This is a genomic window from Streptomyces sp. NPDC093586 (assembly GCF_044764905.1).
Taxonomy (GTDB): domain Bacteria; phylum Actinomycetota; class Actinomycetes; order Streptomycetales; family Streptomycetaceae; genus Streptomyces.
On record NZ_JBIWJA010000017.1, the window covers coordinates 73,770 to 86,945 of the forward strand.

A 13,176-nucleotide genomic window follows, 5' to 3' on the forward strand; every position below is an offset into this window, starting at 1 on the left:
CAGTTGCTGCCTTCCTGGCAGTTAATGCCAGGAAGGCGGCTCCTGTCCAGAGGCGATAGCCTTATGTCCATGACGACTTTGTGGGATCGCTCGCGACAGGTAGCCGTCCAGGCGATCCTGGACACGGCGATTCGGCTGTTCGCCGAGCAGGGCTACGAGCAGACGACGATCGCGCAGATCGCCCGGGAGACGGGGATCTCGCAGCGTTCCCTGTTCCGCTACTTCGGCACCAAGGAGGACCTGGTCTGCGGGGATCAGGATGCGCTGGGCGAGCTGCTGAAGCGGACCGTCGAGCAGCAGCCGGCCGAGATGTCCGCCTGGGATGCCCTGCGCGCCGGCTTCGAGGTCCTCCTGACCGCCAACCACACTCCTGAGCGGGCGCTGGAACTTTCCCGTCTCATTTTCCACACTCCCTCGCTGCACGCCCGCTACATCGAGAAGCGCCTGCGCTGGCAGGCCGCGCTCGTCCCGGCCGTCCAGGCGCGGCTGGGCACCGCCCCCGGTCCGGCCCCCGACCCGCGTGCCAGAGCGGTCATCGCGACGGTCTTCGCCTGCGCGGACACGGCGACCGAGCTGTGGGTCGCACACGACGGACGACTCGACCTGGCAGACCTCTACGACCAGTGCCTCGCGGCGGTGCGGGGCTCCGGTTGAGGCGGCGTTCGGGCAGGCACGGCAAAGGCGTCTTCCTGTACGGAGCGCACGGTGCGACCGACGAGTGTGCGCAGCATCGGCCAAAGCCGGGGGAGCGGGGCCCGGCCGAGATGCCGGGGCAGGTCATCGCGCAGGCCCTCGTGCAGCACGGTGCGGTACAGGCCCATGCGCCGGCGCGGCTTGCCCAGGTCGTACGACGTCATCTCGGACCAGGCCAGGTGCAGCGGCAGCTCCACGACTCCCTGGGGCGGGCCGCGCAGCTCGTCCAGCGACTCCGGCAGACGCCGCCGGAACTTCTCCCGGTACAGCGCGAGGTCCTCGGCATCCGCGGGAGAGAAACCCCTCGGTGCGGATGCAGAGTGCTGTGGGCCGGAGGGCATGAGTCCACTGTGGCGGCCACAGAGGTGATGCAGGTCATGAGGTGAGGGCTGACCTCTGGAGCGAGCGGGACGGTTCCCTCGGGGAGAACTGGTGGCCGCAGTCTGTTCCGCTCTGAGCGGGACGGACCGTCGGCCGAGACGCTCGTTTGACGCTCCACGCCGCCCGACGGCCTCAGATGAGCGCGAGAGACCTGCCTGGCCTGGGGTTTCCCCCATACACGTTGCCTGTGACGTGATTTCGCGCTCCCTCGGCACTCTCGGAGAGCACGGCGTCGGCGTCGCCGAGGGGAGCAACCGGCCGCACCTCGAGTCCGCAGCGCCCAAGGGTGTCCAGCCGCTCCGGTGCCTGCCGGTCCTTCATGATCCCTGACCTTCCGTTCGCTACCGGCTCCGGCCGGTTCCGCACGGACGGAACGCCTCCCAGGCGGCGCGTACGGCGGTCTGGAGTCCGGCGTCGTCGAGATCGCCGGGTTCTGCGAGGTCAGGGTCGACCGAGTAGTCCTCGAGGATCATGAACACCTGGTCGAAGAGATCGCCGAGCGCCCCTTGGACCCGCTCCCCGTTCGCCTGGGAAGCGCGCCGGGCCTTCCACCAGTCATGCGCGAAGACCGGTGCGCTGCACGACCCGTCGGTGAATGCGTCCAGCAGTTCGAGTTGCCGTGCTGCCGCACTGTCCGGGCCGACGTCGCCGGGGTGGGACCAGGCCCTGTGGCCGGGCGGGTAAGAGGCGGCCACGGACGCCAGTGAGGGGTGACGTTCCGGGAGACTGCGCGCGTAACGGCCGAAGCGTGCGCGTGCTGTGTCGGTACCCTCGCCGACGGCGGCGGCCATGAAAGCGGCGGTTCCCGCGATCAGCGCGTAGCCTTCTTCCGGAAAGAGGACGGCTCCTTGCGCGCCGGGTGTGCGCAGCAGGCAGGGCGGGCGGATGCCTGTGCAGTCCGCGTCGGCGGGGAGCCGGGATGGCGCACCGGGGGTGTCGACAAGGCTCGTGGCGATGATGTGCGCGGCCCCGACGGCACGACAGCCGGCCTTGATCCGGCGGGCCAGCGCCGCGTCGATCTGCGCGCCCACGGGCACCGGGGCCACCGATTTCTCCCGCAGCCAGGACGAGGCGAAGGCGCCGTCCGTATCGAGCACGTTCCCCAGGTCCGATGACTTTCCGTGTTCTGGACCGGTCACCGCAGAAACCCCTTGTCGATGATTCCCTGGAACTGTTTGTCACCCAGTTTCCAGGCCGACCAGAATCTATCATCGGCGTGCAGCGTGACCATTTTCCGGGATGTGGGATCGATGAACCCGACCGCCGGTCCCTGATCTCTGTAGTCGAACCGGTAGATCTTCGTTCCATCTGCTGTCATGTGCTCACGCATGGCCTCTTCGAACCGTTGCAGGTTGGCCTTGTTCAAGTTGCCGGGATCGTCGAGGAAGTCACCCGCGTGAGCGTGGAACTTCTTGCTCATCACCTTCTGGCTGGAGAAATCAGCCTTGTCCGCCCACGCGCCTCGAGGGCACGGGGCGAGCCCCGGCGGGTCCGTCCAGGAATACGGATTGTCGACATAAGGCGTTGTCTCATTTGGTTCGTGATCTTGAGGCATGACGATCGTGGAGCGGCTGGTCCCGGACGGGTTGTGGGAGTTGTTCCAGCGGGTGGTGCCACCTGCTCCGACGCGTCCGCAAGGTGGTGGGCGGCGCCGGTACGGCGACCGTGAGGTGCCGGCGGCGATCATCTTCGTGGCCACCTCCGGCTGCACCTGGCGGCAGTTGCCGCCGGTCTTCGGCCCATCGGGGCCGACCGCGCACCGGCGTTTCACCGAGTGGAGTGCCGCCCGGGGCCGGGCGAAGCTGCACCGTCTGGTCCTGGACGAGCTGGGCTCGCGCGGGGAGCTGGACTGGTCGCGGTGCGCGATCGACTCGGTGAACATGCGGGCCCTGACGAGCCGAAGTCAGTAACACGAAGCCGAGTTGGAGTAGACCGTTTTCGCCGCCCCGGATACGTGCTCATGGCGTAGCTGCACGTGGCCGGGTTCGCGGCGGTGGTTTGGCGCTGTTTCAGGGTGCAGCAGCCTGCGGGTCCTCGGTGGGCCGGGCTGCCGCCAGGAGATGCGGGCGGCCCCGACCGTAGCCCTTCCCGTGCGGATCAGGTCATGTTGCCCCTCTCGGCGGCTCCCTGCTCAACAGTGAGCATGCGGTGGGGGAGCCGGTGCCTACTGTCGGAGTGATCAACCGTGCGGGGCGCGAGCCGTCGGCGGTTGGTCACACGTCATGCCCGGAACGTCGATAGGACAACGATGGGAGACTGCCTGATGCGTCGCTCCTTGCTGCGCTCGACCGCCTGTGTCGCCGTGGCCGGCGCTGCGGCGGGCGTACTCGCCCTCGGGACCGGACCGGCCGCGGCCGACACGGTGTCCACCACCTACAACTGCGCCGCGGGAGGTGAAACGCTGCAGACGACCGAGAAGATCACTGTCACCGCACCGGCGACCGCCGTGCAGGGAGAGCAGATCACCCTCTCCGTGACCGTCGAGGACGGCACCCCCGTCACCGAGGAGATCCCGGCAAACGGGGTCGGCGCCGAGCTCGGCATCGCCGTCGGAGGTGCCGGATCGGGCACGGTCGTGGTCAAGGGGCTGACGAACAGCACCGCGGTGCCGGCCGGTCGGTCGATCGTCCTGGAGGGCGGAACGGCCACCCTGACCGCGCAGGGCCCGGGCGACGTGACCTTCACGCCGGCCGACCTGCGGCTGAACACGCTCGGGCTGGAGGTGCTGTGCACCCCCGACGGGCCCGTCGCCGCCGCGGCGACGACCCGCGTGACGGCCTCCTGACCGTCTGTTGAAACCTCCTCCGACCGCAGGGCGGGCCGGAGCCCACCGCATCCGGTGGTGGGCTCCGGCCCGTCGCGGTGTTGAGGAGTGTGTGGGGGACCGGCTGAGGACCGTCACATCGCGGCAGGGGCGCAGGCCAGGAGTGTCCGTGCCTGGATGCCTACGTACTGGCCGAAACCGGTGAGCCGGGCGAGCTGACCGAGTGTCATCCACCGGTGGGAGTCGGGAGTGTCGAGGGGGAAGTCGTCGCCCGCCTCCACGAGCAGGTTGCGGTACCGGGCGTGGTGGAAGCGCCCGCCCTCCTCGGACAGCAGCACGTCGTAGCGCACCCGGGACGGCGGCGAGGCGAGGACGTGGCCGAGGTACGGATGTGTCTCGCCCGGCAGACAGTGGACGGTCGGCATGAGCTCGGGGCCGTTGAGGGACCCCGGCTCTTCGCGGGCCTCGACCAGGACGTGCAGGACGCCGTCGAGCCGGGCGGCGACGAAGGCGCTCACGCCGGTGCCCGAGGGCTCGACGAGCGGCTGGGTCCAGGAGGTCACCTCCCTGGTGGGCGCCTCCACCTGGGTGCCGATGACGGTGAAGGGCCCGCCGCCGCGGCGTTCGATCCTGTCCGGTCCCCGGACCCATCCCCCCGCCGTGGTCGACTCCAGGGGCACCGGCCTGGCCGGTGGGCGCGCGTTGGTCCGTACCCCGGTCAGCCAGCTCATCAGCTCCGGCAGGGTGTGCCGGGGCACCGCTGACCGGCCCAGCGAGTGGAGCACCAGGTCGGCGAAGGACGGGCCGGCCGGGGCCGGGCCCTCCGCGGCCGGCATGACACACGAAAGGACCGTCCTCGCGTCCATGTTGATCACGTGGTCCCGGCGCAGGAGCCGGTGGATCTGGCCGAGGGTCAGCCAGCGAAAGTCCTCGTGCGCGGGGATGTCCTCGCACGTCTCCACCACCATGTGCCGGTTGCGCTTGTGCAGGAAGTACGAGCCGTGCTCGGACTGCAGGACGTCGACGAGGACCTTCCCCCGCCCGCTCCCGGAGAAGTACTCCAGATAGCGGACGGCCGCGCCGCCGTGCGCACGGCCCGAGTTGCTGCGGGTGGCCTGGACCGTGGGCGACACCTGGATGGTGTTGATGTTGCCCGGCTCCATCTTCGCCTGCATCAGGAAGTGCGGTACCCCGTCGAACTCCCTGACGAGGATGCCGAGCGTGCCGATCTCCGGCTGGACGATGACCGGCTGGAACGCCTCCGGCGCGTCCGGGCCATCGGCGGGCGTCCGCAGCCCCTCGATGGAGAAGAAGCGCCCTGTACGGTGCCGCAGGTTCCCGCTGCCCGGCTCGAAGTACCAGTTGTCCAGATCGTCGAACGGGACCCGGGAGACCCTGAACGCCTCGACGGAGCGTGCGGCGAGCCAGGCGTCGACACGGTCGAGGGGGAACACCGGACTGTCCTGCGCCGCGGCAGACAGCAGGAGGCGCTGCTGGAGGGCGGGGGTGTCTGCTTCGGACATGGCGGTCTCCGTCAACGGTCAGTCGCCGACGAGCCGCTCCCACCAGGAGCGGTTCGCGCGATACCAGGTCAGTGTCTGCCTCAGTCCCTCGTCGAACGGGATGCGCGGGGTGTAGCCGAGTTCCGTCTCGGACTTGCGGGTGTCCAGTGCATAGCGCCGGTCGTGGCCCTTCCGGTCGGCCACGAACTCGACCATCTCCCAGCCCACGCCGTACGCCCGCAGGATGCGGGCGGTCAGCTGACGGTTCGTCAGCTCGCAGCCGCCGCCGAAGTGGTAGACCTCGCCCGCCCTGCCCCGGGCGAGGGCCGAGGCCACGCCGCGGCAGTGGTCGTCCACGTGCACCCAGTCCCTGACGTGCGAGCCGTCGCCGTACAGGGGGACGCGTCGGTCCCGGAGCAGGTTGGTGATGAACCGCGGGATCACCTTCTCCGGGTACTGGTAGGGGCCGAAGTTGTTGGAGCAGCGGGTGATGACCACGTCGAGCCCGTACGTGGTGCGCCAGGCGAGCGCGAGCAGGTCGGCGGCGGCCTTGGTGGCCGCGTAGGGCGACCTGGGGGCGAGAGGCTGGTCCTCGGTCCACGCCCCGTGCTCGGTGGAGCCGTACACCTCGTCAGTCGACACCTGGAGGAAGCGCCGGACGCCGTGCCGCAGCGCCGCGTCGAGCAGGCACTGCGTCCCGACCACATTGGTGACGGCGAAGGGTCCGGCCCGGTCGATCGAGCGGTCCACATGGGACTCCGCGGCGAAGTGCACCACGTGGTCGTGTCCGGGCACGACCCGGTCGAGCAGCGCCGCGTCCTCCACCTCGCCCCGGACGAAGCGGAACCCGGGGCGGTCCATGACCGGAGCGAGATTCTCCAGGTTGCCGCAGTAGCCGAGCTTGTCCAGCACGGTCACCCTCGCTCCGGCCCACTCCGGGTACCCGCCCGCCAGGACGGTGCGTACGAAGTGGGACCCGATGAACCCGGCCCCTCCCGTCACCAGCAGCGCCGCGGTGCGTGCGCGCATCGGCGGCCTCCCTTCCTCAGCGCCGTTCCGGCGAGTCCGTGTCGCCCGCCGGTTCCCCCGGGCCGTCGTGGCCCGGGGCGCCGGGCGGGGACGGGCCGCGCCCTGTCGCCGCCGCGCGCTCGCCGCCCCGCTCCAGCAGCTTCGGGTCCAGCGGCTTGCCTTCCGGCGGCTTCGGGTCCAGCAGCTTCAGAAGGGGCGCGGGCATGACTGTGGTGATGAGCGTGACGACCGTGAGTATGGTGAACATCTGCTGGTCGATGACTCCGGCCTCCCAGCCGATGCCGAGGACGACGAGTTCGGTCAGCCCCCGGGCGTTGAGGAGCACGCCCAGCCTGAGGGAGTCCCGCCACGGCATGCCCGTCAGCCATGCGCACAGCCCGGGCCCGAGCAGCTTGGCGAGGACGGCGACGGCGAGCAGCGCTCCGGTGGTGGCCACCGTCCCCGAGTCCGTGGACAGGGCCGAGAGATCGACCGAGAGCCCGAAGCCCAGGAAGAAGAACGGCATCAGGATCCCGGCCGAGAAGGACGCGATGCGGTCGGCCACCGCGGAGACGGCGCCGCTCCCGGCCGGGAGGACGGCGCCGGCCAGGAAGGCGCCGAGCGCGGCGTGCAGCCCGAGCACCGAGGTGAGCGCCGCGCAGGCGCAGACGGCGCACGCCAGGAGGGGCACGGGGAGCGAGACGCCGCCTTCCGCGCCGTCGTCGCCGTACCGTCTGGACACCACCCGGTGCAGCGCCCGGCGCAGCGGTCCGAGGCACAGGGCGGCGGCCGCGGCCCCGGCCGCCATCAGGACGAGCCCCGGCCCGGAGGAGCCCGGCGCCTGCGCCACGGTCACAGCGGCCGCCAGCAGCAGCCAGGCCCCCGCGTCCCCGACCGCCGCGGCGAGCAGGCTCGTGCGGCCCACCGGCGTGTGCGACAGGCCCAGCTCCGACAGGATGCGGGCCAGGACGGGGAAGGCAGTGATGCCCAGGGCGCAGCCAAGGAAGACCGCGAAGGAGACCGGGCCGGCCGGCCCGGCATGGTCGTCCGCCAGCACGACGGCCGCCACCGTGCCTCCGGCGAACGGCACTGCGAGGGACGCCAGGCTCACCAGGACGGTCCGCCCGCCCACGGTGCGCAGACGCACGGCGGACAGGTCCCGCCCCACCCCGAACATGAAGAACACCAGGCCCAACTGGGCCAGGCCGTCCAGCATCGGAAGGATCCGGCCGGGAAACAGCCACGCCCACACGCCCGGCGCCGCGTGCCCGAGGAGCGAGGGGCCCAGGAGCAACCCGGCACAGATCTCCCCGATGACCGGTGGCTGTCCCGCCAGCGCGGCCAGCCGGCCGGCGGCGTGGGAGACGCCCAGCACCATCGCGGCGGCGGCCAGCAGGTGCGCGGCCGTGTCCGCGCCCGGCGGCGGTGTGCGGGGCCCGGAGTCGGTCGCCCCGGACGCCCCCGCCTGGTACCACAGGGCCAGCAGGCCGATCAGCAGGGGCAGGGCGACGAACACGAGGGCCACGCAGACATTGCGGTGCCGGCCCGGCGAACCGCCGGGTTCCGATGCCCTGTCCATTGCCCTGTCCATCCGCCTCGCTCTCCCTCGGGTGTCCGTCACACGATGGAGCCCGACGTTAGGAAGCCGTCGCGGGAGCGGGATACGCACAATTGCGCATTGCCGCGGGCGAGGGGCCGCCGCACCGCGCTCCGCACACATCTGCTCAATCTTGAGCGTGACGCGTGACCCCCGGATGCCATGCTGCGGCGCGGGCGGCGAGTCGGCGGCCGTATCGGAGGACGAGGAGACGCGGAGGCGGGGCGATGCGTGGAATCGTTCTGGCGGGCGGGACGGGCAGCAGACTGTGGCCACTGACCCGTGCGGTGTGCAAACAGCTCCTGCCGGTGTTCGACAAACCGATGGTCTACTACCCGCTGACCACGTTGATCATGGCGGGCATACGGGAGATCCTGATCGTCACCTCCCCGGACGCGCTCCCCGCCTTCCGCCATCTGCTGGGGGACGGGAGCCAGCTGGGACTGCGGCTGGAGTACGCCATGCAGCCCCGTCCCGAAGGAGTCGCCCAGGCCCTGCTCGTCGGGGAGCGGTTCATCGGCGACGAGCCGGTCGCGCTGATCCTCGGCGACAACGTCTTCCACGGGGTCGGCCTCGGCGAGCAGTTGAACTCCCACACCGACCCCAAGGGCGGGCGGATCTTCGCCCATCGCGTCGCCGATCCCCGCGAGTACGGGGTGGTGGAGTTCGACGGTGACGGCCGGGCGCTCTCCCTGGAGGAGAAACCCCGCCACCCGCGCTCCCCGTTCGCCATCCCCGGGCTGTACTTCTACGACAACCAGGCCGTCGAGATCGCCCGCGCCATCCGGCCGAGCGACCGAGGTGAACTGGAGATCACCGCCGTGAACACCGAGTACCTGCGGCTGGGGCAGCTGGAGGTGACCGTGCTGGAACGGGGGGTGGCCTGGCTCGACACGGGCACGGTCCAGGCGATGGCGGCGGCGTCGGAGTTCGTCCGCGTCATCGAGGAACGGCAGGGGTTGAAGATCGGCTGTGTCGAGGAGGCCGCCTGGCGGCGGGGATTCATCGACGACGAGCAGCTGCGCGCGCTCGCCGAGCCCCTCGTGCACAACGGCTACGGCCGCTATCTGATGGAACTGCTGGGAACCCGGCCCAGCCGCTAGGGTGTTGGCGACCCGTCGACCGAGCAGTGGGGGAAGCCGTGGCTCTGGAGAGACTCACCGAACGTGCCCTCAACCGCGCGCTGCTGGCCCGGCAGGGGCTGCTGGAGCGGATGGCGGTTCCCCCGGCGGAGGCCGTGGAGCGTATCGGCGCCGTCCAGGCACAGTACTGGCCCGCCCTGACCGTCGCTCTCTGGTCCCGGGTGGAGGGCATCGGCGCGGACACCGTGCCCGTGGAGCTGGACCGGGGCGGTCTGGTGCTGGGGACGCTGCTGCGCCGCACGCTCCATCTGGTCACCTCCGCGCAGCATTCCGCGTTCGCCGCGGCGGTCATGGCGGTCGGGGACGACACGTGGCGCCGCTCGGGCGGTGAGCCGACCCCGGAGGCCCAGGAACTGCGGTCCCGGCTGCCGGAGTTCGCGGCGGAAAAACCCCGCACGCCCGACGAGGTCACGGCCTGGATCGAGGACTGGGTCGCCGGCCACCCGGACGCCGTCGACGAGGCGGAACTGGAGGTGCAGCGCAAGTACGGATGGCGCCCCTTCCGTTCCACCGTACGCCTGGTCCGGGCCCCCGCCGACGGGCGGTGGGGGCCGCGGGTCCCGGAGGACGTGCTGGCCGCCCCGGTCCCCTCCGACGGGGTTCCTCCCGAGCCCCAGGAGGCCCTGCGCACCGTCGTCCGACGGCACCTGGGGGCGTTCGGGCCTGCGGGCGCCGACGACGTGGCGCAGTGGATCGGCTGGAAGGTCACCCCCGTGAAGGCCTTGCTGAAAGAACTCGAACCGGAGCTGGCGCTGTTCCGGGACGAAAGGGGGCGGGTGCTGTACGACCTTCCCGGCGCGCCGCGGCCCGGTGAGGACGGGCCCGCTTCCGTACGCCTGCTGCCGTGGTTCGACAGCACGCTCCTCGCGTACGCGCCCAAGCGCCGGTCCCGCATCCTGCCCGAGGAGCACCGGGAGGCGGTGTACGCCAAGGCGAACCTCCAGGTCCGCCCGACGTTCCTGGTGGACGGGAGGGTGGCCGGCACCTGGTCGCTGGAGCGCAAGCGGCGCACGGCGGTCCTGACGCTGCATCCCCTGGAGCGGCTCCCGCGGCAGGCCCGGGCGGAACTCACCGAGGAGGCCGAGCGCCTGCTGCCGGTGTGCGCGCCGGACGTGGCCGAGCACTCCGTCGCCGTCGACGAGGTGTGACGGCCGGACGGGGAGGCCGCCGACTGGACACAAGTGAGCAGTGGCCACCCGCGGGAGTCCGGTAGACACCTCGGCAACCGACAGGTGAGGAGTCTGCCGATGCGTGTGCTGTTCACGACGACACCGGCCCCGGGTCACTTCCATCCGTTGCTCCCGCTGGCCTCGGCCGCCCGGGAGGCGGGCCACGAGGTGGCGTTCGCCACGGGCCGACCGATGTCGGACCTGGCCGAGGCGATGGGCTTCCGTACGTTCGAGGCGGGACTGAGCCGGGACGGCGACCAGGACGCCGAGTTCCTTGAGCTCAAGAAGAGCGCGCGGGGCCTGCCGCCCACGGGCATCGAGATGGACCGTATCGCCATATCCCGCGTTCTGTACGGCGTACGGACCCGCCGTATGGTGCCCGACCTGCTCGCGCTCGCCCGGACGTGGCGTCCGGACGTCGTCGTGCGGGACAGCTACGAGGTCGGCGGCGCGGTGGCCGCCGAGTGCCTCGGGGTGCCCCACGCGGCCCTGGACACCACACCGCTGTACGACATGTCACCGTTGCGCGGCGACATACAGCGTGAACTGGACCGGGCGCGTGAGGAGGCCGGGCTGCCGCCCGACCCCGAGCAGCGGATGCTGCACCGCCATCTGCACCTGTGCTGTGCGCCGCCGAGCTATCTGCCGTCGGGGCGGTCCCGGCCGGCCACCCTGCGCGCCCTGCGGCCGATGCCGTTCGACCGGGCCGAGGGCGAGGAACTGCCCGACTGGGTGCGGCGGCTGCCCGACCGTCCCCTCGTCTACGTCACCTTCGGCACCATCACCAACCGCTGGGTGCCGGGCGCCTTCCCGGGCCTGTTCTCCGCCGTGCTGCGCGCCTTCGAGGACGAACCGGTGAACGTCGTCGCCACCGTCGACCGGGACAGCGACCCCGCCGACCTCGGTCCGCAGCCGCCGCACATCCGGGTGGAGCGCTACGTCCCCCAGAGCCTGCTGCTGCCGCTGTGCGCGGCGGCGGTCACGCACGGCGGCTTCAACACCGTGGTGGGCGCCTTCGACGCGGGTATCCCGCAGGTCGTGGTGCCCTTCCTGGGCGACCACCCGGACAACGCGCGCCGGTGCGCCGAACTGGGCCTGGCGAGGGTCGTCGACCCGGTGGAGCTGACCACGGAGGCCGTGCGCGAGGCCGTCCGGGAGGTGATGACGGACCCCGGGTACCGGACGGGCGCGCAGCGCATGCGCGCCGAACTGCGGGAGCTGCCCGGTCCCCGGGAGGCGGTCGGACTGCTGGAGCGGCTCGCGGCGGGGAAGGGGCTGGAGGACGACATGTAGGTGCTGCGCGCGACGGCCGGAGGCGGTGTCACCGCCTCCGGCCGTCGCGCGTGCGGGCGTCGCGCGTGCGGGCGTCCGGGCGTCCGCGTGTCCGGGCCGTCCGCGCTTCCGCGCGTCAGGCCGGCTGGGCGTCCGACTTCGCCGCCTGCTCCATCACGGGGGCCACGTGCCGCTTGCGCAGCAGGGTCGCGAACACCACGGCTCCTGCCAGCAGGGCCACCGCTCCGCCCAGGAACGCGGTGCGGAAACCGGCGACCTGGGCCGCCACCTGGGCGGCCGCGTCACCGGCCGAGGTGCCGTCCAACTCCTCGGCGGCCCGGCGCGTCGCCAGGGCCGACAGCACCGCGAGGCCGATCGCCCCGCCGATCTCCTGGACCGTCTGGTACAGCCCCGAGGCGAGGCCGGCGTCCTGCTCCGGGACCCCGGAGGTGGCCAGCAGCGTCACCGGGACGAAGGCCAGCCCCAGGCCGATGGAGAGCGTGAGCAGCCCAGGAAGCAGGCCCCCGGCGTAGTCGCCGTCATCCGGCAGCCGGGCGAGGAGCAGCATGCCCACCGCGCCGATGGCCAGCCCGGCGGCGCCGACGGCGACGGGACCCAGCCGGTTCACGACCGGCTGCGCCAGCGTCGCGCCCACCATCACGCCGATGGCGGCGGGCAGGAAGGCCAGACCCGCGCGGATCGGGCTGTAGTCCAGGACGTCCTGCAGGTAGAGGGAGGAGAAGAAGAACATCGAGAAGATCCCGGACGTCAGCATCAGCAGGACCAGGTCGGCGACGGCCAGCGTGCGGATGCGGAAGATCCCGAGCCGGACGATCGGCGAACGGCTGCGGACCGACGCCACCAGGAACAGGGCCAGGAGCAGCAGCGCCGCCCCCGCGCATCCGAGGATGCGGACGGAGGTCCAGCCCCACGACTCCCCGTGGCTGAGCGCCAGGACCAGCAGCAGCAGGCCGCCGGTGAGCGTCACGGCCCCCGCGTAGTCGACCGACGGGTCGTCCTCCCGCGACCGGGAGTCGGGGATCAGGCGCGAGCCCAGCAGGACCACGACTCCGACGGGCACGTTGATGAAGAAGATCCAGTGCCATGACAGCGCGGTGCTGAGGACACCGCCCAGCAGCAGGCCCAGCGCGCCGCCGGCCGCCGCGATGGTGCCCCACGCGCCGAGCGCCTTGGTGCGCATGGAGGTGTCCGTGAACGAGGTGTTGATGATCGACAGGCCCGTGGGGGCGATCAGTGCGCCGGCCAGGCCCTGGAGGCAGCGGCCGACGATCAGGACGACGGCGTCCTCGGCGAAGCCGTTGACCACCGAGGCGGCGGTGAACATGACCACGCCGATCAGGAACAGCCGCTTGCGGCCGAAGAGGTCGCCGAGCCGGCCTCCCAGCATCAGGAAGCCGCCGAACACGAGCGCGTAGCCGTTGACGACCCACTGGAGGTCGGTCTGCGTCATGCCCAGTCCGCTCTTCATCGACGGAAGGGCGACGTTCACGATCGTGGCGTCCAGCACGACCATCAGGTCGGCCAGACAGAGGAAGAGGAGCAGCAGCCCCGGGCGGGCGGGGCCGCTTCGGGCCCCTTCCCCGGCCGGATCTGGGCCCTTCACCGGTGAGACGGTCACGAGTACTCC

At 71.6% G+C, this 13,176-nt stretch carries 12 protein-coding genes and 1 pseudogene; 6 read left to right on the top strand and 7 right to left on the bottom strand.

What is annotated here, in order from left to right; all coding sequences use genetic code 11:
* Positions 1-69 precede the first annotated feature (69 nt).
* Complete coding sequence (locus ACIRFH_RS19460) at positions 70-654, top strand: TetR/AcrR family transcriptional regulator (protein ID WP_403522142.1); 585 nt, start codon at positions 70-72, stop codon at positions 652-654.
* Here ACIRFH_RS19460 and ACIRFH_RS19465 read toward each other — a convergent pair.
* The 3 genes from ACIRFH_RS19465 to ACIRFH_RS19475 all read right to left on the bottom strand — a co-directional run bounded on the left by ACIRFH_RS19465 (position 615) and on the right by ACIRFH_RS19475 (position 2,494).
* The gene (locus tag ACIRFH_RS19465; protein ID WP_403522144.1) at positions 615-1,034 is read right to left on the bottom strand and encodes a hypothetical protein; all 420 of its coding nucleotides are present in this window, start codon (positions 1,032-1,034) and stop codon (positions 615-617) included. The two genes, ACIRFH_RS19460 and ACIRFH_RS19465, sit on opposite strands and share 40 nt — an antisense overlap.
* Before the next feature lie 381 nt (positions 1,035-1,415).
* Positions 1,416-2,105, bottom strand: a complete 690-nt coding sequence (locus ACIRFH_RS19470) for a hypothetical protein (RefSeq protein ID WP_403522146.1) — start codon at positions 2,103-2,105, stop codon at positions 1,416-1,418.
* Positions 2,106-2,209: 104 nt separating this feature from the next.
* Positions 2,210-2,494 (bottom strand): colicin D domain-containing protein, encoded by a 285-nt coding sequence (locus ACIRFH_RS19475; RefSeq protein WP_403522148.1) that lies wholly within the window; start codon positions 2,492-2,494, stop codon positions 2,210-2,212.
* A gap of 133 nt (positions 2,495-2,627) precedes the next feature.
* On the opposite strand from ACIRFH_RS19475, the pseudogene ACIRFH_RS19480 reads away from it, so the two are divergent.
* Positions 2,628-2,966 (top strand): annotated as a pseudogene (locus ACIRFH_RS19480) (transposase); the annotation flags it as partial.
* Between the two features lie 371 nt (positions 2,967-3,337).
* Positions 3,338-3,859: a hypothetical protein gene (locus ACIRFH_RS19485; RefSeq protein ID WP_403522149.1), complete on the top strand. Its 522-nt coding sequence runs from the start codon at positions 3,338-3,340 to the stop codon at positions 3,857-3,859.
* Between the two features lie 113 nt (positions 3,860-3,972).
* Here ACIRFH_RS19485 and ACIRFH_RS19490 read toward each other — a convergent pair whose 3' ends face one another.
* From ACIRFH_RS19490 to ACIRFH_RS19500, 3 genes are read right to left on the bottom strand one after another with little or no spacing between them, the layout of a single operon-like run.
* The gene (locus ACIRFH_RS19490; RefSeq protein WP_403522151.1) at positions 3,973-5,361 is read right to left on the bottom strand and encodes an NDP-hexose 2,3-dehydratase family protein; all 1,389 of its coding nucleotides are present in this window, start codon (positions 5,359-5,361) and stop codon (positions 3,973-3,975) included.
* An 18-nt stretch (positions 5,362-5,379) separates the two neighbouring features.
* Positions 5,380-6,369, bottom strand: a complete 990-nt coding sequence (gene rfbB / locus ACIRFH_RS19495; protein ID WP_403522153.1) for a dTDP-glucose 4,6-dehydratase — start codon at positions 6,367-6,369, stop codon at positions 5,380-5,382.
* Positions 6,370-6,385: 16 nt separating this feature from the next.
* Entirely contained in the window at positions 6,386-7,927 is a 1,542-nt protein-coding gene (locus ACIRFH_RS19500; protein ID WP_403522155.1) for a cation:proton antiporter, read from the bottom strand.
* Between the two features lie 245 nt (positions 7,928-8,172).
* Here ACIRFH_RS19500 and rfbA point away from each other — a divergent pair, with 245 nt between their 5' ends.
* The 3 genes from rfbA to ACIRFH_RS19515 all read left to right on the top strand — a co-directional run bounded on the left by rfbA (position 8,173) and on the right by ACIRFH_RS19515 (position 11,549).
* Positions 8,173-9,048, top strand: a complete 876-nt coding sequence (rfbA, locus tag ACIRFH_RS19505; RefSeq protein ID WP_403522157.1) for a glucose-1-phosphate thymidylyltransferase RfbA — start codon at positions 8,173-8,175, stop codon at positions 9,046-9,048.
* A gap of 38 nt (positions 9,049-9,086) precedes the next feature.
* A complete protein-coding gene (locus tag ACIRFH_RS19510) occupies positions 9,087-10,235 on the top strand; it encodes a winged helix DNA-binding domain-containing protein (protein WP_403522159.1) in 1,149 nt (382 codons plus the stop codon).
* A 99-nt stretch (positions 10,236-10,334) separates the two neighbouring features.
* Entirely contained in the window at positions 10,335-11,549 is a 1,215-nt protein-coding gene (locus ACIRFH_RS19515) for a glycosyltransferase (protein WP_403522161.1), read from the top strand.
* Between the two features lie 115 nt (positions 11,550-11,664).
* On the opposite strand, the gene ACIRFH_RS19520 is transcribed toward ACIRFH_RS19515, so the two are convergent.
* Complete coding sequence (locus ACIRFH_RS19520; protein WP_403522163.1) at positions 11,665-13,167, bottom strand: MFS transporter; 1,503 nt, start codon at positions 13,165-13,167, stop codon at positions 11,665-11,667.
* Between the last annotated feature and the right edge of the window lie 9 nt (positions 13,168-13,176).

Bases quoted from the DNA above. Each gene is read 5' to 3' on its own strand.
- ACIRFH_RS19490 (WP_403522151.1), bottom strand. From the start codon at position 5,361: ATGTCCGAAGCAGACACCCCCGCCCTCCAGCAGCGCCTCCTGCTGTCT.
- ACIRFH_RS19460 (WP_403522142.1), top strand. From the start codon at position 70: ATGACGACTTTGTGGGATCGCTCGCGACAGGTAGCCGTCCAGGCGATC.
- ACIRFH_RS19485 (WP_403522149.1), top strand. From the start codon at position 3,338: ATGCGTCGCTCCTTGCTGCGCTCGACCGCCTGTGTCGCCGTGGCCGGC.
- ACIRFH_RS19515 (WP_403522161.1), top strand. From the start codon at position 10,335: ATGCGTGTGCTGTTCACGACGACACCGGCCCCGGGTCACTTCCATCCG.
- rfbA (WP_403522157.1), top strand. From the start codon at position 8,173: ATGCGTGGAATCGTTCTGGCGGGCGGGACGGGCAGCAGACTGTGGCCA.
- rfbB (WP_403522153.1), bottom strand. From the start codon at position 6,369: ATGCGCGCACGCACCGCGGCGCTGCTGGTGACGGGAGGGGCCGGGTTC.
- ACIRFH_RS19500 (WP_403522155.1), bottom strand. From the start codon at position 7,927: ATGGACAGGGCATCGGAACCCGGCGGTTCGCCGGGCCGGCACCGCAAT.
- ACIRFH_RS19475 (WP_403522148.1), bottom strand. From the start codon at position 2,494: ATGAGCAAGAAGTTCCACGCTCACGCGGGTGACTTCCTCGACGATCCC.
- ACIRFH_RS19465 (WP_403522144.1), bottom strand. From the start codon at position 1,034: ATGCCCTCCGGCCCACAGCACTCTGCATCCGCACCGAGGGGTTTCTCT.